Annotated in this window: 17 protein-coding genes; 10 read left to right on the plus strand and 7 right to left on the minus strand. The window is 49.8% G+C overall.

Going from position 1 to position 20,995, the window contains the following annotated elements:
- Positions 1–103 precede the first annotated feature (103 nt).
- Positions 104–1,003 (plus strand): nitrilase-related carbon-nitrogen hydrolase, encoded by a 900-nt coding sequence (locus JMX98_RS02300; protein WP_201584320.1) that lies wholly within the window; start codon positions 104–106, stop codon positions 1,001–1,003.
- A 107-nt stretch (positions 1,004–1,110) separates the two neighbouring features.
- Here JMX98_RS02300 and JMX98_RS02305 read toward each other — a convergent pair whose 3' ends face one another.
- From JMX98_RS02305 to lptM, 4 genes are all read right to left on the minus strand, one after another.
- Positions 1,111–2,211, minus strand: coding sequence for a tyrosine recombinase XerC (locus JMX98_RS02305; RefSeq protein WP_413786502.1), 1,101 nt, complete (start codon positions 2,209–2,211; stop codon positions 1,111–1,113).
- Between the two features lie 43 nt (positions 2,212–2,254).
- The gene (gene dapF, locus JMX98_RS02310) at positions 2,255–3,142 is read right to left on the minus strand and encodes a diaminopimelate epimerase (protein WP_100748787.1); all 888 of its coding nucleotides are present in this window, start codon (positions 3,140–3,142) and stop codon (positions 2,255–2,257) included.
- A 115-nt stretch (positions 3,143–3,257) separates the two neighbouring features.
- The gene (gene lysA, locus JMX98_RS02315) at positions 3,258–4,616 is read right to left on the minus strand and encodes a diaminopimelate decarboxylase (protein ID WP_201584327.1); all 1,359 of its coding nucleotides are present in this window, start codon (positions 4,614–4,616) and stop codon (positions 3,258–3,260) included.
- A 277-nt stretch (positions 4,617–4,893) separates the two neighbouring features.
- On the minus strand, positions 4,894–5,208 hold the full coding sequence (gene lptM / locus JMX98_RS02320) for an LPS translocon maturation chaperone LptM (RefSeq protein WP_227679972.1): 315 nt from the start codon (positions 5,206–5,208) through the stop codon (positions 4,894–4,896).
- A gap of 739 nt (positions 5,209–5,947) precedes the next feature.
- Between lptM and JMX98_RS02325 the strand changes: the two genes are divergently transcribed.
- From JMX98_RS02325 to JMX98_RS02360, 8 genes are all read left to right on the plus strand, one after another.
- On the plus strand, positions 5,948–7,180 hold the full coding sequence (locus JMX98_RS02325; RefSeq protein ID WP_201584330.1) for an acetate/propionate family kinase: 1,233 nt from the start codon (positions 5,948–5,950) through the stop codon (positions 7,178–7,180).
- A gap of 153 nt (positions 7,181–7,333) precedes the next feature.
- Positions 7,334–9,481, plus strand: a complete 2,148-nt coding sequence (gene pta / locus JMX98_RS02330) for a phosphate acetyltransferase (RefSeq protein ID WP_201584332.1) — start codon at positions 7,334–7,336, stop codon at positions 9,479–9,481.
- A gap of 204 nt (positions 9,482–9,685) precedes the next feature.
- Positions 9,686–10,594, plus strand: coding sequence for a nicotinate-nicotinamide nucleotide adenylyltransferase (locus JMX98_RS02335; RefSeq protein ID WP_201584334.1), 909 nt, complete (start codon positions 9,686–9,688; stop codon positions 10,592–10,594).
- Between the two features lie 218 nt (positions 10,595–10,812).
- Entirely contained in the window at positions 10,813–11,214 is a 402-nt protein-coding gene (gene rsfS, locus JMX98_RS02340; RefSeq protein WP_201584336.1) for a ribosome silencing factor, read from the plus strand.
- A 222-nt stretch (positions 11,215–11,436) separates the two neighbouring features.
- Positions 11,437–12,198 (plus strand): MOSC domain-containing protein, encoded by a 762-nt coding sequence (locus JMX98_RS02345; RefSeq protein WP_201584338.1) that lies wholly within the window; start codon positions 11,437–11,439, stop codon positions 12,196–12,198.
- A gap of 98 nt (positions 12,199–12,296) precedes the next feature.
- Positions 12,297–13,172, plus strand: a complete 876-nt coding sequence (locus JMX98_RS02350) for an N-acetylmuramoyl-L-alanine amidase (RefSeq protein WP_201584340.1) — start codon at positions 12,297–12,299, stop codon at positions 13,170–13,172.
- A 183-nt stretch (positions 13,173–13,355) separates the two neighbouring features.
- Positions 13,356–14,105: a type 1 glutamine amidotransferase gene (locus tag JMX98_RS02355; protein WP_201584342.1), complete on the plus strand. Its 750-nt coding sequence runs from the start codon at positions 13,356–13,358 to the stop codon at positions 14,103–14,105.
- Between the two features lie 15 nt (positions 14,106–14,120).
- Positions 14,121–14,309, plus strand: a complete 189-nt coding sequence (locus tag JMX98_RS02360; RefSeq protein ID WP_201584345.1) for a hypothetical protein — start codon at positions 14,121–14,123, stop codon at positions 14,307–14,309.
- Positions 14,310–14,360: 51 nt separating this feature from the next.
- Here JMX98_RS02360 and JMX98_RS02365 read toward each other — a convergent pair whose 3' ends face one another.
- From JMX98_RS02365 to purL, 3 genes are all read right to left on the minus strand, one after another.
- Entirely contained in the window at positions 14,361–14,828 is a 468-nt protein-coding gene (locus JMX98_RS02365) for a transposase (protein WP_227679974.1), read from the minus strand.
- Positions 14,829–15,641, minus strand: coding sequence for a PhzF family phenazine biosynthesis protein (locus tag JMX98_RS02370; protein ID WP_201584348.1), 813 nt, complete (start codon positions 15,639–15,641; stop codon positions 14,829–14,831).
- Positions 15,642–15,990: 349 nt separating this feature from the next.
- Entirely contained in the window at positions 15,991–19,998 is a 4,008-nt protein-coding gene (gene purL / locus JMX98_RS02375; protein WP_201584351.1) for a phosphoribosylformylglycinamidine synthase, read from the minus strand.
- A gap of 430 nt (positions 19,999–20,428) precedes the next feature.
- Between purL and JMX98_RS02380 the strand changes: the two genes are divergently transcribed.
- A complete protein-coding gene (locus tag JMX98_RS02380; RefSeq protein WP_075101845.1) occupies positions 20,429–20,923 on the plus strand; it encodes a pyridoxamine 5'-phosphate oxidase family protein in 495 nt (164 codons plus the stop codon).
- Positions 20,924–20,995: the final 72 nt, after the last annotated feature.

Raw genomic sequence — 20,995 nt, forward strand, 5'->3', positions numbered from 1 at the left:
ATATTATCTGCGCTATTTTCCTTGTTTGGCGGCAATTTATCTCATTTTTAAAATGAGGATACGCCCTGAAATAAACGACAACTAAAATACAATTGAGAATGTTATGAACCACAACCAAGCAAGCGACCGATCATTTGCCGTCGCTGCCATTCAAATGAATAGCCAGCAGGACATCGAGCAAAACCTAGCAGACATCAAGACGGCCATTAGCGCCGCTTCCCAGCAAGGCGCTCACATGGTGGTGCTACCAGAAAACTGCTGTAGCATGGGGCAACAGTCTGCCACAGCCGAGCGCTTCGATGAGCTATCATCGACGATAGCAGGCTATGCCAGTACTCATGGTATCTATGTGCTGGCAGGCTCATTGCCTTGTCCTTATCGCCCTGATGGTATTGTCGTCCCTGATGGTAGGCTGCGTCAAGTCAGCCAAGTGTTTGCCCCTGACGGTACGCGCGTGGCCCGCTATGACAAGATTCATCTGTTTACTGCGACAGTCGCTGACAAAACAGGCAGCTATAATGAAGCGGCGACCTTTGAGCCTGGCACCCAAACTGTCGTAGCACCGCTAGAGACTGAGGATACAGTCTACCAGCTGGGTATGATGGTCTGCTTTGATTTGCGTTTTCCAGCGTTGGCTCAGCGCCTGCGCCAAGCTGGAGCGGATATGCTGAGTGCTCCTTCAGCCTTTACTTATCTGACTGGGCAAGCGCATTGGTCACTGCTGCTACGGGCACGAGCACTAGACAGTCAATGCATGGTGATTGGGGCGGCGCAAGGAGGAGATCACACTTATCAGGACGGTCACACACGGCAGACATGGGGACATGCTGCTATCACCGCCTATGATGGCACGGTGCTCAGCAGCTACGACGACAGTGAGCCACAAAAAACGAGCGCCACAGAAAACCAGCGCTATGTCATGGTGATGGCGTCTTTAGACAAATCGCAACAGCAGCAAGGACGACAAAAACTGCCGATTTTTGACTGTCATCGTTTGGCATAAAGCTGTCTGACAAAAGCTGTCTGACAAATAATTTGATGATTAAATTGTTAATAGGGCAATGCCATCACATGGCACAAGACGATAGAACCTTATAGGTAAGGCCAAACCTACTCGGTATCACCATCAACTTGTGTGTGAGTGGCACGCGGATGAGCGCAGTCATAAACCTGCGTGAGCTTGGCAAAATCAACATGGGTATAGATCTGTGTGGTGCTGATATCACTGTGCCCGAGCATTTCTTGTACCGCACGCAGGTCTCCACTGCCTGAGAGCATGTGTGAGGCAAAACAGTGACGCAGCAAGTGTGGATACATGTTTTGGGCGATACCAGCGCGGGCAGCGGCTACTTTTAGACGCTGCTGCACCGCTCTGGTCGATAGGCGGGTGCCCAGCTTTTCACTGATAAACAGCGCGGCATCCATCTGCTCAACCCACAGCTCACGGTGCGGCAGATAGCGGCGTATGGCTTCAGCGGCTTTGCGCCCTAGCGGTAGCAAACGCGTTTTGTTGCCTTTTCCTGTGACGCGCACGCGTAAGTCAGACAAATCGATATCGCTTACATCAAGTGCCACCAGCTCGCCGACACGAAGACCACTGCTATAGAGCAGCTCAAACATCGCCTTATCACGTAACCAAAGGCGCGCCTGCTCTGGAGTATCGGGCATTTCTTGCTCAAGCAATTGGGTGAGTAAATCGACATCCGCGATAGATGGTAGAGGTCTGGCACTGCGTTTGAGCTGATAGCCAGTGGTTGGGTTGATACGAGCTATACCCTCCTCTATCAGCCAACCATAAAAATGGCGAATGGCGGATAGCTCCTGTTGGACACTGGCCAGGGCAAGCTTGTCTTCATCGAGGCGCTGACTGATATGCTGAGCCAACTGGCGTTTGTCACAGCGCGTCCATGTCAGACGCTTGCCCCGCAAAAACAGCGCCAACTGATTTAACCCAGCAAAATAAGCCGTCAAGGTGTGCTCAGAGTGATTGCGTACCGACAAGGTGTTGAGCCAGCGATGCACTGGGGACAGCAGCTCACGCAGTGCCGCATCGGCCTCTCTGCTTGTCGACAGCGAGCCTGAGCGCCACGCTTGTGAGGCGTCGTCTGCTGCTAATGCCGCCTCTTGCTCTACCTTTTTATCTAAGTCTTGTTTTTGACTGGTGCGTCGCCGCCCTTTGTTATGAGACGCCCTTTTGCTGGACATGACCATTGCTGTTACCTACTCGCTAAACGTACACGCTGGGCATTTTTTATTAACCCTCAGAGCTTGGTTTGATACCCGCTTGCGCCATCAGCCCATCCGGACTAAACACTCCTTCGTAGACAAAGGCCGTCGGGCCGGTCATCATCACCGAATAACCAGGCTGCCACTTGATAATCATACTACCGCCATATAGCTGCGCGCGTATCTCTTCGCCCTCGTCGAGCCAGCCTTCACGAATACCGACGGCCACCGCCGCACAGGCACCTGTACCACACGCTTGGGTCTCGCCCACGCCGCGCTCATAGACGCGCAAGCGAATGTGCCGCTGATTCATGATTTGCATAAAGCCGACATTGACCCGCTCTGGAAAAGCAGGGTGCGACTCGATGGCTTTGCCTAACATTTCGACATCAGCGCTTAGGACGTCATCGACCTTGATGACCGCATGGGGATTGCCCATATTGGCCACATAAAGCTGCACAGGCGTGCCATCGACATCGAGATGATAGGCGTTTTGAATTTTGGTAGTGGCTTTTGGAGTAAAGGGAATCTCGTCTGGCTCAAACTTGGGCTTGCCCATATCGACCTCGACCCAGCCGTAACGGTCGGTGGTCAATGAGATGATGCCGCTGGCCGTCTCGACACGCAGACGCTGCTTAAATGATAGTTTTCGTGCCTGCACAAAACGGGCAAAGCAGCGCGCGCCATTGCCGCACTGCTCTACCTCTGTACCATCGGTATTAAAAATACGATAGCTAAAATCCACGTCAGGACGCATCGGCGGCTCGACGACCAATAACTGATCAAAGCCGATACCGAGATGACGATCGCCCAACAATTGCACCAACTCTCTGGTGAGATCTAAACGCTGGGTCACCAAATCGATGACCATAAAATCATTGCCCAGACCATGCATTTTTGTAAATTCTATTAGCATACCCTTGATATCCTATCCTAATTTTTATGTATGCGTTATATTAGCACGCTGTCAGATACAATGATAATTATCACCGTTAAATACCCAATTATCGTCATCCGTTCGGCCATACTGGCTAGGGCGCGTCCTGCCACAGCCGCTCGTCTGCATAGAGCGCCTCGACTGTCTCGCGCTGGCGAATCAGTTGATGACGCTCGCCCGCTACCATGACTTCACTGGCGCGCGGGCGTGAGTTGTAGTTACTACTCATGGTAAAGCCATAAGCCCCCGCTCCTGTGATGGCTAACGTATCGCCTGTCTGTAAGGATAGTAGACGATCTTTTGCCAAAAAGTCGCCCGTCTCACAGATAGCGCCGACGATATCCCACGCTTGGGTATCAGCCGTCTCGATACCAGCGCTTGGCAGCACAGTTGGTATCACTGCCATTTCAGCCTGATAGAGCGCTGGACGGATCAAATCATTCATTGCCGCATCGACGATGGCAAAGTTTTTGTGCGCCGTCGGCTTGAGGACATCGATGCGGGTCAACAGTACGCCTGCATTGGCCACGATGCTACGGCCCGGCTCAAAAAACACCGTCAATCCCAGCTCACTCAGCTTAGGCAGTAACGCTTGCGCAAAGTCCTCGATAGATACTGGCATCTCATCGATATAGCGGACGCCAAGACCCCCGCCCAAATCGATATGGCGCAGCTCAATACCGTTATCACGTAAGCCCTGTATCAGCTCAATGACTTTATCTAATGCCGCCACAAAAGGCGCCACTTCTGTCAGCTGCGAGCCAATATGACAATCAATACCGACAATCTCGATATGCGACAAAGTCGCGGCTTGCTGATAGAGCGCGAGCGCTTCTTGGTGCGCGACACCAAACTTATTGTCTTTTAGGCCCGTTGAGATATACGGATGGGTCTTGGCATCGACGTCTGGATTGACACGTAGCGAGATCGGTGCAGGCTTATCCAGCGTCTTTGCTACCTCGTTGATCAACGCAAGCTCGCTGATAGACTCGATGTTAAAGCAGCCGATACCTTGGGTGAGGGCATACTCAATATCGCCATAGGTTTTGCCGACGCCTGAGAATACCACGCGATCAGCCCTACCACCTGCCGCCAGCACGCGCATTAGCTCGCCGCGTGAGACGATATCAAACCCAGCGCCCGCCTGTGCCAGCACCCCTAGCACCGCAAGGTTTGAGTTGGCTTTTACGGCGTAGCATATCTGATGCTCTACGCTGGCAAAGCTTTTGCTATAGGCGTGATAAACGTCCAATATTGCTTGTTTGGAGTATACATAGCATGGCGTGCCGTAGTGCTTGACCACCTCATCGATATTGACCTGCTCCATATGCAGTGCGCCATCGCGATAAGCCAGCGCAGGCAGATGGGCAGTGAGCGCCTGCGGGTCGATATACAGCCCTTGTGCGGTATGGGTAGTGACGGATTCGCCGATTTTTTGCTCAAAATGACTCATATAAATATCTCTACATTGATCAAGGTATTAAGAAGATGGCAAGGACAAAAATGCACGACTAGCGCGGCAACAGCCCTATCAAAGATGGTATGGCTAGCATATAAACGCCCCCCAAACACTGCCATAACAGTGTGGACACTGAGACAATCAAGCTCACAAGCTGGCTTGTACTAAGAGCGGCTACCCTGCGATGCTTAGTTGCTAGTTGCTAGTTGCTTAGTGAATTAGTGAATTAGTGAATTAGTGAATTCATAATTTACTAGTTTGGTCATTTGCCTTAGTAGTCGTTGGGATCGGTACTGGGCGCTGGTAGCTGCCAATCATCGCGCGGCTGATGCTTATCATCATCAATACCAGCAAAGGCGGTATCTTGTGGATGGCTGGTACTGCCGAGCGTCTCTGTGCTTTGCTGCACCGTTTGGCGACTATCATCCACCAGATACAGGTCACCCTTTTGCCCGCAGCCTGACAAAACCAGCAGTGATACGGCACTCATGATAAGTACTGGCTTCATAGAAGTAAGGCCGGCACGGCGATGGGCGACTGCGCTGGTTGCGTTCTGGAGATGGGTCGAGCGGCGAATGAAAAGCATAGCGTGGATGACCTATGTGAATGACCGATAATGGTGTATATAACTGTGTGGTGTATATAACAATATATAGTGAGCTCAGCATAAAAACGATACAGTGCGACTGGGATGAATTTTGCGCCACATCTGTCTGCGCAGGCACAGCACGCCAAAAAAATTTATGCCAGTTCCGCGTCGAAATATAGTGTATCTGTTTTATTTAGAATCGACTATAAATAAGCGAATGAGTCCGCCAAAAAAGCGTCCATGGGCGGATTGGGTAATCGCATTATGACATAAAGCGCCCCCTATACTGAACATGATAGGGTAATAAATTCCTCATCGTTGTATTGGCGGACAAACGGACAGTTTTTGAGCACAAAAAAGCGCATTATCCTGACTTAGACAAACTTTCTTACAATTTTTATTGGCTGCTATTTTTTTGTGTTAACGCTCGATAGACATTGACTACACTCGGTGTACAGTTGTATTTGTCAAGCAACGATTTATGGCTTTAACCCCGATAGTTATCATGGTGTAGCCACAAAAATGTGTTACATTATAGATGGACCTTGCGGCTGTGTTTGGGTGCTAGCGGGCAACTCAACACACACTGATCGACCGTGACAGCCAAGGATACCTCAAATCAGCCATATGCTTGCTTGACCTATGTCAGCTTGGATATCGCTGGTTTTTGTGTATTACCCCGCGACTCATTTGTTGAGTCACCATTTAACAAAAATCATCTAAGGATAGAGAGAGTATGAGCGACAGCCTAAATCCCAATTTTTACGACCAAAACGCAGAAACATCCACCCTAACCAACCCTACCTTAGTCCTCAACTGCGGTTCTTCTTCTATCAAATACGCCCTCATCAGCGAAGACAACTCTATCCGTATCACTGGGCTGGCCGAAAACTTAGGCCTTGACACCGCTCGTATCAAACACACCACCATCAATGGCGATAAGCTAGAAATCTCTATCCCAGGCGGCCGACACAAACTGGCCTTACAAAAAATCCTTGAGTTATTAGAGCAATATCACTTTATCGCTGTCGGACACCGCGTAGTCCATGGTGGCCGCGAGTACTCAGAAGCGGTACGTGTCGACGAGCATGTCTTAGACGAAGTCAAACGCCTAAAAATATTGGCCCCGCTACACAACCCAGCTCACGCTTTGGGCATCGAAGCGGTACAAGCCATCTACCCTGAGATTCCGCAGGTGGTGGTTTTTGATACCGCCTTTCACCAAACCATGCCGCCGGTGGCGTTTCGCTACCCAATACCCAAATCTCTCTACGAAGAGCATAAAATTCGCCGCTATGGCTTTCATGGCACCTCTCATGCCTATGTCTCAGAGCGCGCCAGTGAAATCACTCAAACAAAGGGCCCATATGGCTGGCTGACCGCGCATCTGGGCAACGGCTGCTCGGCGACCGCCATCTATGATGGCAAGAGTCTGGATACCAGCATGGGGCTGACCCCGCTTGAGGGTTTGATGATGGGCACCCGTAGTGGCGATGTCGACCCAAGTTTGCACATGCACCTAAAGCGCCAGCTCGATATGAGCTTAGAAGACATCGATGCGATGCTCAATAAAGAAAGTGGCCTACTGGGTATTTCAGGGCTATCGAACGACCTGCGTACAGTCGAAGAAGCGGCCAACGAAGGCCACCAAGATGCCAAACTGGCTATCGAGATGTTCTGCTACCGCGTGGGTAAATATCTGGCCAGCTTAAGCTGTGCGCTGCCTGAGCTGACGGGTATCGTCTTTACCGGTGGTATCGGTGAAAACTCGGTCACCACGCGTACTCGTATCTTAGAGGTGATGCGTCATTTTGGTATCAAGGTCGATGCCAACAAAAACGCAGGGCTGTTTGGCGGTAGCGAAGGCAGTTTCCACGCAGAGGACAGCCATCTGGAGCTTTGGGTCGTCCCAACGGACGAAGAATGCCGCATCGCTCAAGAAACCCGTGAAGCCTTGAGCCTCATTTAGGTTCTGTCTGCTGACAGATCCATCGTGAGGATGGGCTTGTCAGCGTTTTTGTCCGTGCCTTTGATGATCGCTATCAAAAAGCGCGGCATCTATTTGACTCATTCTGGCAAGGATGAACACGCTTTAAAAATACAATAAACCGTAGGATACACTATGCAAACCATTTTACTTGTTCCCATTAATCGCGGTATCGGTGTGACATCAGCGGCGCTCGGCCTGATTCGCGCTTTTGATTATAACGGTATCAAAGCCGGCTTTATGAAGCCGTTTTTGCAAGATGATACCTTTGATAAGCAGCATAGCTTGGACAGTACCAGCGCTTTGACCATGCATGCTTTTGGTCTCAATCCACCAAAATCGATCAGCCGTCAGCGCGTTGAGCGTATGCTGGGTGATGACAACCTAGACGACTTGATGGAAGAAGTGGTGGTCAATTATCATACGATTGGCGACAATCATGACGTGGTCATCTGTGAAGGTCTGGTGCCGACCACAGAAACCTCTTATGCCTCACAAATCAACCGCGCCATCGCCCACGCACTCGATGCCAAAATCATCTTTGTCAGCACCGCCGACACCAAAAATCCGGCGCATTTGGCAGATAAAATCGATGTGCACGCGCGCGAGTTCGGCGGTATCGTCGACGCCCGCACCCTTGGGGTGATTTTGATGCGCGTACACGACGTGCCAAATACCTTTGAGACGCAGCCCGTCGCACCAGGCGAGGCCATCGTCAGCTTAGATGACACCTTTATACAAGAGGTGCAGCGCCTCTCCCCTACTTTTAATACCGATGCATTTCGCCTGATCGGGGTAGTGCCGTTTAGTGACTCGCTGTCTGTGCCCCGCACGTGGGATATCGCCACCGAGCTTGATGCCAAGTGGCTCAACATCGGCGAAGCCAAATCGCGCCGCATCACCCGCATTAGCCTCACCGCGCGCTCGGTGTCACGTGTCGACGAGGTGTTTAAACGCGGCACCCTGATCGTCGTACCAGGCGATCGCGATGATTTGCTATTGGCCGCAGGCTTGGCCTGTATTAATGGTATTCCGCTGGCAGGACTGGTATTGACAGGCGGCGTCGAGCCAAGTGCCACCGTCGCTGAGCTATGGCAGTCGGCGCTCAAAACGGGCATTCCGGTCATGAGTGTCGAATCCGACAGCTACGAGACGGTACAGAGCCTTGTGCATATGAGCTCTGAGATTCCAAGTGACGACACCGAGCGCGCTGATGAAGTGGCGCGTTATGTGGCCGCGCACCTAGATTTGAGCTGGATTAAGACGTACTTTAGCCAAAACCATGAGCCGCGCCTGTCGCCTTCTGCGTTTCGTCATCAAGTGGTCAAAAAAGCCCAACAAGCCAAAAAACGCATCGTCCTACCAGAAGGCACAGAACCACGTACGGTCGAAGCGGCCTGCATCTGTCAAAGCCGCGGTATCGCCAACTGTGTGCTGCTCGCCAAGCGCGCCGATGTCGAGCAAGTGGCCAAAAACCGCGATCTGACCATTCCTGATGACCTTGAGATCATCGATCCCGATAGCCTTGATATGAGCAAATATATCACTGCTGTCGTCGAGCGCCGCAAAGGCAAGACCAGTGCAGAAGTGGCCACCGAATACCTAAAAGACACGGTCTATTTAGGAACGGTCATGCTACAGCTAGACGAAGTCGACGGCTTGGTATCTGGTGCTATTCATACCACGGCAAACACCGTGCGTCCTGCCTTTCAGCTCATCAAAACCGCACCGCAATACTCCTTAGTATCGTCAGTGTTCTTTATGCTGTTGCCTGAGCAAGTGGTGGTCTATGGTGACTGCGCCATCAACCCAGATCCAAATGCCGAAGAGCTCGCCGAGATTGCTATTCAGTCAGCGCAGTCGGCCGCTGCCTTTGGTATCGATCCAAAAGTTGCCATGATCAGCTACTCTACTGGCTCATCAGGGAGCGGCGCGGATGTGGAAAAAGTTACGCGTGCCACCCAAATCGTCCGTGAGCGAGCACCTGAGCTAAAAGTCGATGGCCCACTACAGTATGATGCCGCCTCTGTGATGAGTGTCGGCAAACAAAAAGCGCCCGACTCACCGGTCGCAGGCCAAGCCAATGTCTTTATCTTCCCAGACCTAAACACAGGCAACACCACTTATAAGGCCGTACAGCGTAGTGCCAATGTGGTCAGCGTCGGCCCCATGCTACAAGGTCTCAACAAGCCGGTAAATGACTTATCTCGCGGCGCACTGGTCGATGATATCATCTATACCATCGCCCTGACCGCCATCCAAGCCTATAGCGACTTGATTTAATCACCGCTTGCCTCGCGCGCACTGTCTTTTATCTTTCTGTTATTTAACCGACTGTCATACTGATGGTCGGTTTTTTATTAGTGAGATTTAAGCAAATATAACGCGCTTTTCATAACATCTACTGCCACATGCTCACAATGATGCTATAGTTCATCTCACGTCTTTGAGCCACTACATTTTTATTCGCTTTTTATTCGCTTATCTATGTCAAATACTGACCTGCAACCTGCGCAACCTGCACCTGCCATTCGCGCCTATCTTGGCGGCTCGTTTGACCCTGTTCATCGCGGGCATGTACAGATGGCGATGGCAGTCTATCAAAGCCTGCTACCACTCGCCCAAGCGCAGCAGCGCGCGCTTTATGTGTCGTTGTTGCCCAATTCGCGCTCACCCTTCAAGCGCCAAAGCAGCGACCCTAAGCATCGTTTGGCCATGCTAAAGCTGGCGATACAAGGCACGCCACTATACATAGATGAGCTTGAGATTTGGCAGCCGCCGCCTGTCTATACCATCGATAGCGTGCGCACCCTGCGCCAGCGTTATCCTGCCGACAGCTTGATATTTATCATGGGTATGGACAGCGCCCGCAGTTTGGATAAATGGCAAGATGGTCTACAGCTGACCGATTATGTACATCTGTGGGTCTTTTATCGCGATACTATGCCAGTCCCTGATACGGATAATACCAGACAAGCGCTGCAATATTGGCTGCCCACACCTTTGCAGACGGCAGTCACCGACTCGCCAGCGGCATTGACCCAGCCTATCTCTCAGCCTTCTTTTATTCAAACGCCTACAGACCCTACGATAGAGCAGGCGGTCTTGAAAAACCCAGCGTCTGGCCGCATTTATATAGACATGCGGCAAGTAGCAGCCATCTCCAGCACGCAGATACGGCAAACGCTACAGCAGCAGCCCCGTGGTGATAGCGAAGCGGTGCCTGATAGCGCGGCTGGCAACCATACCAAGCCAGTCAGAGACGAGCAAATGACCGCAGCATCCGCTATCAATGCTATTATGAATCCGCCCGATCCACTCGCTAAATGGCTAAATCCTGCTGTTTATCATTATATTATCGCCCATCAGCTATATTCTGCGGCGCAATTCCGTTAAAATCGCCTTATCTTTGTTATTTCGCCATGCTCGCCCCTCTAGGACTTGACCGCTGATACGCTGACTGATGTTTTGGCTAATGGTTGGACTACTGGCTTGCTAGCCACTTTGACATAATGGTCACTTTGACATAATGGTCACTTTGACAATGTCGTCCTAGGCAGACGGATGCTTTAACATTTTATTTTATATATTTACGATTTAAGAGATGAAAATTTATGACCAATACCATGACTGACGACCGTTTAAAAGAATGCTTAGCCGTTGTAGAAAGCACCCTCGATGACATGAAAGCAAAAAACATCACCGTGATGAATGTAGAGAGCCTAACCGATGTCATGGAGCGTATCGTCATCGCAAACGGTACCTCAAAGCGCCATGTCCGCGCGATGGCTGACAGCGTCGGAGCCGAAGTCAAGCAAGCAGGCTTTATGCCACTTGGCCGTGAAGGCGGTAACGACTCGGATTGGACCTTGATCGACTTAGGCCCTATCGTCGTGCATATGATGACCCCGCAAGCCCGCGAGTTTTATGACCTAGAGGGTCTGTGGTCATCGCCTGAGAGCCTAGCTGAGCTGGTCGCTACCCCGCGCGAAAAGAAAGCCGGTCGCCGCAATTAATCTACGGCCACCAGCTGTCTTTTCTACAGACGCATATATATCGACTTGTATTAGCCGACTACCTAATATAGGCTAATGCAAGTGATACAAAAAAGACCAGCGAACCCGTCTGGTCTTTTTTTGGGTTTTGGTCAACAAGACTGCAACTGCGCCGCGTTTGCGCTACTATGATGTCATGATAAAACCATTTTATCTCCAGATAATCATCCGCTAGGACACGCCATGAGTACTGCCATTGCCAACACCGCTACCCCAAACGCTCATACAGATTTTAATCACCCGTTACCGCTGCATATCGCGACCTTGATAGAGGTGCGCGCAGGAAAAGCCATGCCATTCGCCCGCGAAGCCATGAGCGCGATTGACAAAGCACCGATTAGCGCCCCTGTCGCCGTTGACTTTATGGGCTTGACCACAGACGAACAAGCCGATCGTAAGCATCATGGCGGCCCTCTAAAAGCGGTGCATCAACTGCCGCCTGCGACTTACGAGCAGATCAATGCTGAGTTCGATCTAAACGTGCGCGTGGGTACACTGGGCGAAAACCTTATCACTCAAGCGGTCAATGACTTACCAGAGATGACGGAAGCTACGGTTTGTATCGGCGATGTCTATCAATATGGTGAAATCGAGGACACTGAAAGCGTGCAATTACGTATCGTACAACCGCGCCGTCCTTGCTATAAAATCAACGACCAAATTGGGCAGTTTAAAACCAAGCAACTCCCAAATATCGCGTCTTGGGTCAGCAAACAAGGCATCGCTGGCTGGTACTTTCAGGTGGTGCGCGATGGGATGGTCGATGCAGGTTTGCCTGTCTATCTGGTCGAGCGTCCTTATCCCTTTGCGACGCTCCAGACGCTATGGCAGTTGTCTAACTCAAAAGAAAAGTATGATGCCAAGGTGATTGAGCCGTGGTTGGCGATAGAATGTTTGGAAGAGAGTTGGAAAAAGGTATTGGCGAAGAAGGTCAAAAGGGGCTGAATGCAATCAGCAAAATCTTTAGACATCATCTGATAATAATAGGTGGTTAAAATATAAGTGGACAGCGACATATACCCTTTATTTAAACAGAGCATTTTATGGTAAAAAACATCTTCTTAGCATTTGGCTTAGCCCTACCTTTGGTTGGCTGCGTCACGACCACTTCACCAGTCGCCACCACCAAAAGCTATAGCGTCGATAGCGACACTTATCAATCGACTGGCAAAAGCCAGCGCATCAAAACCATCGTCCTGCACTACACCGTCTCAGACAATGAGCGCTCGATAAAAACCCTGACCACCGGTCAAGTCAGCGCCCATTATCTGATTTTGGATAGACACGATGATAAGATTTATAGCTTGGTAGATGAGAGCGAGCGCGCGTGGCATGCAGGCGACAGCGGGTTTGCCGGTAGGACGATACTTAACGATACTTCCATCGGCATCGAGATCGTCAATGCAGGTATCAAACCTGAATATCGCGGCGCTCTAAACAATGGCGCGCTCGACTATCATCCGTACGAGCACTATGTCGAATTTGATGAATTACAGATTAAAAAAGTCGCCGAGCTGGTGCAAGATATCGCCAAGCGCTATGACATCCCGCCGAAAAACATCATCGGCCATGCTGATATAGCGCCATCACGTAAAATCGACCCCGGTGCCAAGTTCCCTTGGCAGCGACTGTACGATGAGTATGGCATCGGCGCTTGGTATGATGAATTTGATAAGCAGTTCTTTATGCATCCAGACGCCTTTGCCGCAGCGACGATACCCGAGATTAAGCAAGCGTTTCGTGATTACGGTTATCAAATCAATGACACAGACACGTGGGACAAAGCCAGCCGAGATGTAGTCTATGCGTTTCAGCTGCACTTTCGTCCCGAGCAGCCAACAGGGAATATGGATAGAGAAACCTACGCGATATTGCAAGCGCTCAATAAGAAGTATGCGGGTCGGGATGATTTTTATTAAGACTGAATTCTAAGCCTTGCCAAAACGATGTGCTTTAATTGATATAGTCTGAGCACTTTTAAACCGCTACGGTGTTACCCGCCCTAGATGTACTTAGTGTACTATCTGGGGGCAGTCACCTTGTGACGATTTTAAAACTCCTTGATTAGACTGGTTAATCAATACTTGTTAATGAGGCCTCTTATGACGCTACGTATTCACGCCCTCTTTCATACTGATTATGAAGACTTGAGCTTTATCAAACAGTGGGCGCGCGCGCATAATCATCCGATCACCGTTAGTCGCTCCTACGATAACGACAACCTGCCAACGCTGGATAGCTTTGATTGGCTCATCGTGATGGGTGGGCCAATGAGCGTTCATGATGAGGATAAATATTCTTGGCTCATTAAAGAAAAGCGGCTGATAAAACAAGCCGTTGATGCCGGTAAAACAGTCATTGGCATTTGCTTAGGCGCGCAAATCATCGCGCATTGTTTGGGCGCTGAGGTGAAACCGTCTGGAGTCAAAGAGATTGGCTGGTTACCGATGCAATTGACCGAAGCAGGTCAAGTGCATCCACTATTACAAGATCTACCCAAAGACTTTACGGTGTTTCACTGGCACGGTGAAGGTTTTGATTGTCCCAAAGGCGCAAGCATTATTGCTGAGACGCAGGCTTGGGCAAATCAAGGCTTTATCTATCAAACGCCAAAACATAAAGCGCGTGGCACTTGGGTATTCGCTTGGCAATGTCACTTTGAAGTCACCAAAGAGAGCTTACCGAAGATGGTCGCTAACGGTAATAAAGCTATCCAAATTGGACTGAAAGACTATCCCGAAACGGTACAAGCACCGGATGAGATATTAGCGCTAGGTGAGAAGTATATCGAAGAAAATAACGCCAGACTTGCCACTATGCTTAATCGAATAGCATCGTCAGCAAATAAATAGTGTAAGGAGTCAGTCATGAGTCATTCACAGCAAGATGAACAACAAAAACTTGAAGCGTATCTAGAAGCCAAAGCTAAAGAAGAGCAGGAAAATCAGCAACAACAAGAAGGTGAATCGCTGTCTGAATATGAGGCTTGTGTGCTTAGGGAGAGTGCTCGGGTAAAGGAGTTGATGGCTGAGGCTCAGAAGGAGATTAGAAAATAATATGTATTAGTGATTCTCACGAGAGTATCCCACATTCTGTGTAACTGCCCTTTAGATTAAATGTTTACTAATACGGTCATCAAACATAATCATAAAGCGATTCAAAGCAGACGTCCAGTGTTGACTCGGCATCGACCACCTCGAAGATGCCTGCTGGATGGCTAAATACACCACTTTAAATGCAGCCTGATCAGATGGGAACACCTTACGTTTATTCACCGCCGTCCGAATCACACTGTTTAGCGACTCTATCGCATTGGTGGTATAAATCACTTTTCTGATGTCTTTAGGGTAGCCAAAAAACACCGTTAAGCCCTCCCAGTTATTACGCCAAGACTTGATGACATGCGGATACTCCTTGCCCCAAGTCTCATCAAAGTGCTCAAGATTGGCCTCTGCTATCTCAAGCGTATCAGTGCCGTAGATAGCCTTTAAATCAGCCGCTACGGCTTTCTTATCCGTCCATGGTACAAACTTCATGGAGTACAGCTCAACGTTCTTTAATTCTGTCAAATCCATCTACTCCTCGACTGTGATGAATCCAGTCAAATATGGTATAGCATTGCCAGAAATAAGCACTCTATCGCCTGCCACGGTACAGTCAAGCACACCGCCGCGACTGGATGCTTGATAGGCAACCAATTCATTTTTGGCTAAACGCTTCGCCCATAAAGGTGCAAGCCCAGTGTGGATCGAACCTGTTACTGGATCTTCGTCACTGCCATTTGCTGGCCAAAAGTATCTAGAGATAAAATCATAATCCTCATACTTTTCTGAGGTGGCCTGACAAGTTACCACCACATCATAAGGCGCTAGCTGCTTCAATGTCTCATTATCACGCACGACATTCAACACATCGGATTCAGAGTCATAGATGACGAAATACGCTTGAGTATTATGATAGACTTCAGCAGGCGCAATGGATAGACCTGCTAATAAACTATCAGGAATCTCATCGATTTTTTCAGGCATTCTATTAGGGAAGTCCATTTGTATCTTGCCTGCTTCTGTTTGGATAATGGTCATTACGCCAACCGCTTTAGCCGAAAACTTAATAGACTTTGTATTTGGATTTTTGTTAAAAAGTATAAAGGCAGACGCTAAGGTTGCATGACCACAGAAGTCAATTTCAGTGAACGGTGAGAACCAACGAATATGATAAACACCTTTATCATCAGCAACAATAAAAGCTGTCTCAGACAAGTTGTTTTCAGACGCAATAGACTGCATCAAGTTATCATCTAACCATGTATCTGTCACAATAACCGCAGCGGAATTGCCTTTAAACAAAGTGTCAGTGAAGGCGTCTATAATATTTATTCCTAGTTGCATAGGATGTTCTCATTTTGATTATACGTGCCGCGCTTTTATCATTGTTATCGAGTAAAAGCAGAAAATAGAAACTGATGGTAGCAAGAAAACGATGTCACCGCTAGCCCCGACTGTAGTGGTATCCTGCTGGTTTGGGCGAGTTGCGGTAGGTAGGTTTTGGGGTGTCGACGCGGAGCAAGCGACGACTCAAACCGTAGCCAGCGCCTCGTCCAGACTGGCAGATACAAGCGGAAGGCGGGAAATAGCTCCCCTACTTCTTAAGACTCAAACCCCAAACACAAAAAGGTGAGCATTACGCCCACCTTTTTTTTATTACCTCAAACAATATTCTAAACTAACTCAAACTATCCTAACGCAACCAAGCTCGCGCATTACGGAACATACGCATCCACGCGCCGTCATCATCCCACTCTTCTGGTTTCCAGCTGTGGTTATAGGCTTTTAGATTACGCTCAGGGTGCGGCATCATGATGGTGACGCGGCCGTCAGTGCTACATAGACCGGTGACCCCGCCGAGCGAGCCGTTTGGATTGAGCGGATACGTCTCGGTTGGATGACCTTGGCTATCAACATAACGCATGGCGAGCTGACCATGTTTCGCCATACCGTCGATCTCGGTGTTATCCAGGGTAGCATAGCCTTCACCATGCGCCACAGCGATTGGCAAGATGCTGTCTTGCATGCCTTTAAACAAGATAGACTTGGTGCGCTCAACTTTGACGTTGACCGTACGCGCTTCAAATCGCGCTGATCTATTGGCGATAAAGCGTGGGAAGTTTTCTGCGCCTGGGATCAAATCTTTCAATTGCGCCATCATCTGACAGCCGTTACAGACACCTAAGCTAAAGGTATCCGGACGGGCAAAAAAGCGCACAAACTGCATACGCAGCTCGTCATGGAACAAGATAGAGTTCGCCCAGCCTGAGCCTGCGCCAAGTACATCACCGTAACTAAAGCCACCACAAGCGACCAAGCCGTCGAAGTCGCGTAGATTGATACGGCCTTCTAGCAGGTCGCTCATGTGCACGTCGACCGCTTCAAATCCAGCTTGGGTAAAGCCAGCTGCCATCTCGGTCTGACCATTGACGCCTTGCTCGCGTAGGATAGCGACTCTTGGTTTAGTGTCGCGGCTATTTAAGTATGGCTCTTCAATTTTTTGGTTCAGATCAAAGTTTGGCGCTGCGATCAGACCTTGATGGCTGGCATCAGAGATCAAGTCATACTCTTGCTGCACGCACGCTGGGTTGTCACGGCGGCGGGCGATTTGGTAGCTGACTTGGCTCCACTCTTGCTGCAGCTCAGAACGGCTAAAGCGTAGGGTATCGTCACCCATAAGAGCAGGGGTTTGAATGATAAGGCTGTCTTCTTCAGTGCTTTGACCGACGAGGCTAAGCATATCGCTGACGTTAAATTCTTCTGCCAATTGCATGAGAGCAGCGACGTTTTCTGGTAATACTTGAATGACCGCGCCCAGCTCTTCACTGAACAGCTGACCGAGTAGATTATCATCAGCCAATGACAGCTTGACACCTTGACGGCTGGTGAACTGCATCTCTGCAATTGTCGCCAGTAGACCGCCATCACCGATATCATGATAAGCGCTAATAACACCTTGCGCGTTACCCGCTTGGATAAAGTTAAAGAAGTCGATCAAGTCGCTTGGCTTTTCAAGGTCAGGACATTCGTTGCCCAGTTGGCTTGCCGTTTGCGCGAGGATTGAGCCGCCCAGACGCAGCTTGCCTTTAGATAAGTCAATACGGTAAAACGCACTGTCGCCGTTGATCAGCTCAGGGGTGAGGGTTTTTGCCACGTCAGCGACCGGTGCAAAGGCCGTCACGACCAAACTCATAGGCGAGACCACTGATTTGTCTTGGTTTTCACCTTCATCGTTATCCGTCCAGTTGGCACGCATCGATAGCGAATCTTTACCGACTGGAATCGCAATACCCAGTGCTGGGCATAGCTCTTCACCGACTGCGTGAACGGCGTCAAACAATACCGCGTCTTCCGCCTCGTCGCCACATGCCGCCATCCAGTTCGCCGACATGGTGATATCGGACAGCTGAGCGATACGGGCACCGGCGATATTAGTAATGGCTTCACCAACCGCCAGACGCGCCGAGGCTTTTGGATTGATAAGGGCGACAGGCGTACGCTCGCCGACACTCATCGCCTCACCAGTCATCGGCTGACCATCTAGCGCCACCAGACCTGATGCTGTCACCGCGCAGTCAGCGACGGGCACTTGATAGCGGCCAACATACTGATCGCGTACCACCATACCGGTGATCGAGCGGTCACCAATGCTAATGAGGAAAGACTTGCTCGCGACGGTTGGGTGACGTAGCACGTCTTTGATGGATTCGGTTAGATTGATATCAGCCAAGTCCAGCGCAGACAACTCAGTCTCTTGACGCTCAAAGCTGCGCTGCATCTTTGGCGTACCACCGAGCAATACTTGCATCGGCATATCGACTGGCTGCTCGTCCAATAGCTCATCATCCACCACAAGCTGACGGATATCCGTCGCCGCGCCTAAGATAGCATACGGGCAGCGCTCACGAGCACAGATCGCATCAAATTGCGCTCTGCTCTCTGGGCGAATCGCGAGGACATAACGCTCTTGTGCTTCGTTTGACCAAATCGCCATTGGCGACATGCCCGCTTCTAGCGACGGGATTTTACGTAGGTTTAAATGCGCGCCCATGTCATGGTCATCGACCAGCTCTGGCATGGCGTTTGACAGGCCGCCTGCACCAACATCATGGATAGAAACGATTGGGTTGCCGTCTTGACTATCATTACTAGCGTCAATATCGTTACCAGCTAAGGCCCAGCAGCGATCGATAACTTCTTGACAGCGGCGCTCCATCTCGGCGTTATCACGCTGCACTGAAGCAAAGTCTAAACCTTCATCCAACTCACCGCTATCGACTGACGATGCCGCGCCGCCGCCCAGACCGATTTGCATCGCCGGGCCACCAAGGACGATAAGCAAATCACCTTTTTTAATCGCGTTTTTTTCAATAAGTTTGCGTTTGATATTGCCATAACCGCCCGCCAGCATAATGGGCTTATGATAGCCGCGCATCTCGCTACCGTCTTTTGCCGCTGAGGTATCAAGCTGAAAACTGCGGAAGTAGCCGCATAGGTTTGGGCGACCAAACTCGTTTGAGAAATTGGCCGAGCCTAATGGCGCTTCGGTCATAATCTCAAGGCTGGTGGCCATACGATCTGGCGTACCGTAGTCTTGCGTGCTTAATTGACCAGACTGCTCCCACTTCTCAGGCATCTCAGGAATATGCAAATGTGACACATGAAAGCCTGTCAGACCGGCTTTTGGCTTACCGCCGCGGCCCGTTGCGCCTTCATCACGAATCTCACCGCCTGCGCCCGTTGCCGCGCCAGCATAAGGAGCAATCGCGGTTGGGTGGTTATGGGTTTCGACTTTCATTAAGATATCGATGGCCTCTTGATGGAAGGCATACGGATGGATTGAGTTGGCATCCATCGCGTCGGTTGGAATAGGATAATAACGCAGCCCCTCTGCCCCTGCCATCACCGCCGCGTTGTCTTTATAAGCAGACAAGATGCCTTGCGGGTTTGATTGATAGGTGTTTTTGATCATCTGAAACAGTGACTTTGGCTGCACTTCGCCATCGATTGTCCACTCAGCGTTGAATATCTTGTGACGGCAATGCTCAGAGTTGGCCTGCGCGAACATCATCAGTTCAACGTCGGTCGGATTACGCTGCAGCTCATTGACATAGGCATTCATCAAATAGTCGATGTCTTCGCTCGATAGCGCAAAACCAAACTCTGTATTGGCCGACTCAAGCGCACTGCGTCCTTCACCCATCACATCGATACGGTTGAGCGCCGCTGGTGGTTCGTCATCAAACAACTTGCTCACGTCGTTTAAGTCATAAACCAAGCTCTGGGTCATACGGTCAAATAACAACTGCTCAGCGGCAGCAGGCAACTTGCCATCAGTGCCCGTAGTGCCGCCTGCAACGGTGAGGGTATATACCACGACACGCTCAGCGCGATTGAGCGCGATGTCGCAGTTATTAAAAATATCGGTCGCTTTACTTGCCCATGGCGAGATCGTCCCAAAACGCGGCCCGACGATCACTTGTATCTGATTGTCCTCTGGAGCAACCAGCTCAGTGCCCGCTGTGACGCCCAGCAAGTCCCGCGCTTTTTGCGCCTCTTCATCAACAAGCTTTCGTGATAGCACATACACTTGCTGAGTATGGATCTGGCTGACATTTAGTTCGGTCTTTTGCTGAAACTGACTGATGAGTTGCTGCGTCTGAAAATCGGTAAGAAACGGTTGTCCGGCGATGGTCATCATAAAGGCATAATCCGTAAGAAAGGCATCTCTGCCATACAAAGTAAATGGTCTGCGTATTATAACAAGAAGCCCCATAATAAGCAGGCCAAAACCACGATAAATTGCCAAAGTGACAGCTTTCTTTACTTGATGCAGCAGCAATCTGCTGCGCTAATTGAGGATTTGCAAAGCAGCAAGCTTCGATGGATGCCGTCACAATTTTTACCTAATACTTATAGTCCTTACAAACCGTCACATCGCATTACTGGCAGCCTATATAAATGCTTTGCCAGTAGTCGTTATGCTAGATGGCAGTTGCGGGATAGCGGAGGTTTTTTATATTTTTACCCAAAGTCTCTGCTCAAAGCCAATCGACGTCAGCATCAAATAACACACTATCAAATATCAACAATCTATAACCCTAACAAACTATAAAGAAAAGGAAATCCCTATGAGTAGACAAGACCATATCGATAAAGTGCAAGAATTGGTAAAAGACGTTAAATTCGCCATGATGACCACCCGTACGCATGAAGACCACCTGCACGCCTGCCCGATGACCACCAGCGAAACCAGTATCGGTGCCAAAGAGATTTGGTTTATCGGTGATAAAACCACCGAAACCGTCAAAGACATCGAAAGAAACCCACAAGTAAACTTGGCTTATGTCAGCCAAGACGCCAAAAATTACGTCTCGATCAATGGTAAAGCCGAGCTGGTTGAAGACCAAGAAAAGCTCGATGAGCTATGGTCGCCGATTTATAATGCGTTCTACGAGCAAGGCAAAGAAGACCCAAATGTCCAGCTCATCAAAGTCGTGCCACATGGCGCTGAATATTGGCTCAGTGGTAGCTCAGTGGTCAATATGTTTAAGATGACCACCGCTGCGGTCATGGATGGCAAAAAAGCGACCAATCTGGGGGAAAACAACTCCGTAACGCTATAGAGTCAATCGCGCTATAAGAAGTATTACATAACAAGAAGTATAAATATAAGCGATAACCATAGCAAAAAATGC

Source organism: Psychrobacter sp. HII-4 (genome assembly GCF_904846595.1).
GTDB classification, from domain to species: domain Bacteria; phylum Pseudomonadota; class Gammaproteobacteria; order Pseudomonadales; family Moraxellaceae; genus Psychrobacter; species Psychrobacter celer.

What these genes read in the sequence shown, in the direction of transcription:
- purL (WP_201584351.1), bottom strand. Translation starts at nt 19,998, where the DNA reads ATGATGACCATCGCCGGACAACCGTTTCTTACCGATTTTCAGACGCAG.
- lptM (WP_227679972.1), bottom strand. Translation starts at nt 5,208, where the DNA reads ATGCTTTTCATTCGCCGCTCGACCCATCTCCAGAACGCAACCAGCGCA.
- JMX98_RS02370 (WP_201584348.1), bottom strand. Translation starts at nt 15,641, where the DNA reads ATGCAACTAGGAATAAATATTATAGACGCCTTCACTGACACTTTGTTT.
- JMX98_RS02360 (WP_201584345.1), top strand. Translation starts at nt 14,121, where the DNA reads ATGAGTCATTCACAGCAAGATGAACAACAAAAACTTGAAGCGTATCTA.
- JMX98_RS02325 (WP_201584330.1), top strand. Translation starts at nt 5,948, where the DNA reads ATGAGCGACAGCCTAAATCCCAATTTTTACGACCAAAACGCAGAAACA.
- rsfS (WP_201584336.1), top strand. Translation starts at nt 10,813, where the DNA reads ATGACCAATACCATGACTGACGACCGTTTAAAAGAATGCTTAGCCGTT.
- JMX98_RS02365 (WP_227679974.1), bottom strand. Translation starts at nt 14,828, where the DNA reads ATGGATTTGACAGAATTAAAGAACGTTGAGCTGTACTCCATGAAGTTT.
- JMX98_RS02305 (WP_413786502.1), bottom strand. Translation starts at nt 2,211, where the DNA reads ATGGTCATGTCCAGCAAAAGGGCGTCTCATAACAAAGGGCGGCGACGC.
- pta (WP_201584332.1), top strand. Translation starts at nt 7,334, where the DNA reads ATGCAAACCATTTTACTTGTTCCCATTAATCGCGGTATCGGTGTGACA.
- JMX98_RS02300 (WP_201584320.1), top strand. Translation starts at nt 104, where the DNA reads ATGAACCACAACCAAGCAAGCGACCGATCATTTGCCGTCGCTGCCATT.
- lysA (WP_201584327.1), bottom strand. Translation starts at nt 4,616, where the DNA reads ATGAGTCATTTTGAGCAAAAAATCGGCGAATCCGTCACTACCCATACC.
- JMX98_RS02355 (WP_201584342.1), top strand. Translation starts at nt 13,356, where the DNA reads ATGACGCTACGTATTCACGCCCTCTTTCATACTGATTATGAAGACTTG.
- JMX98_RS02380 (WP_075101845.1), top strand. Translation starts at nt 20,429, where the DNA reads ATGAGTAGACAAGACCATATCGATAAAGTGCAAGAATTGGTAAAAGAC.
- JMX98_RS02350 (WP_201584340.1), top strand. Translation starts at nt 12,297, where the DNA reads ATGGTAAAAAACATCTTCTTAGCATTTGGCTTAGCCCTACCTTTGGTT.
- dapF (WP_100748787.1), bottom strand. Translation starts at nt 3,142, where the DNA reads ATGCTAATAGAATTTACAAAAATGCATGGTCTGGGCAATGATTTTATG.
- JMX98_RS02345 (WP_201584338.1), top strand. Translation starts at nt 11,437, where the DNA reads ATGAGTACTGCCATTGCCAACACCGCTACCCCAAACGCTCATACAGAT.
- JMX98_RS02335 (WP_201584334.1), top strand. Translation starts at nt 9,686, where the DNA reads ATGTCAAATACTGACCTGCAACCTGCGCAACCTGCACCTGCCATTCGC.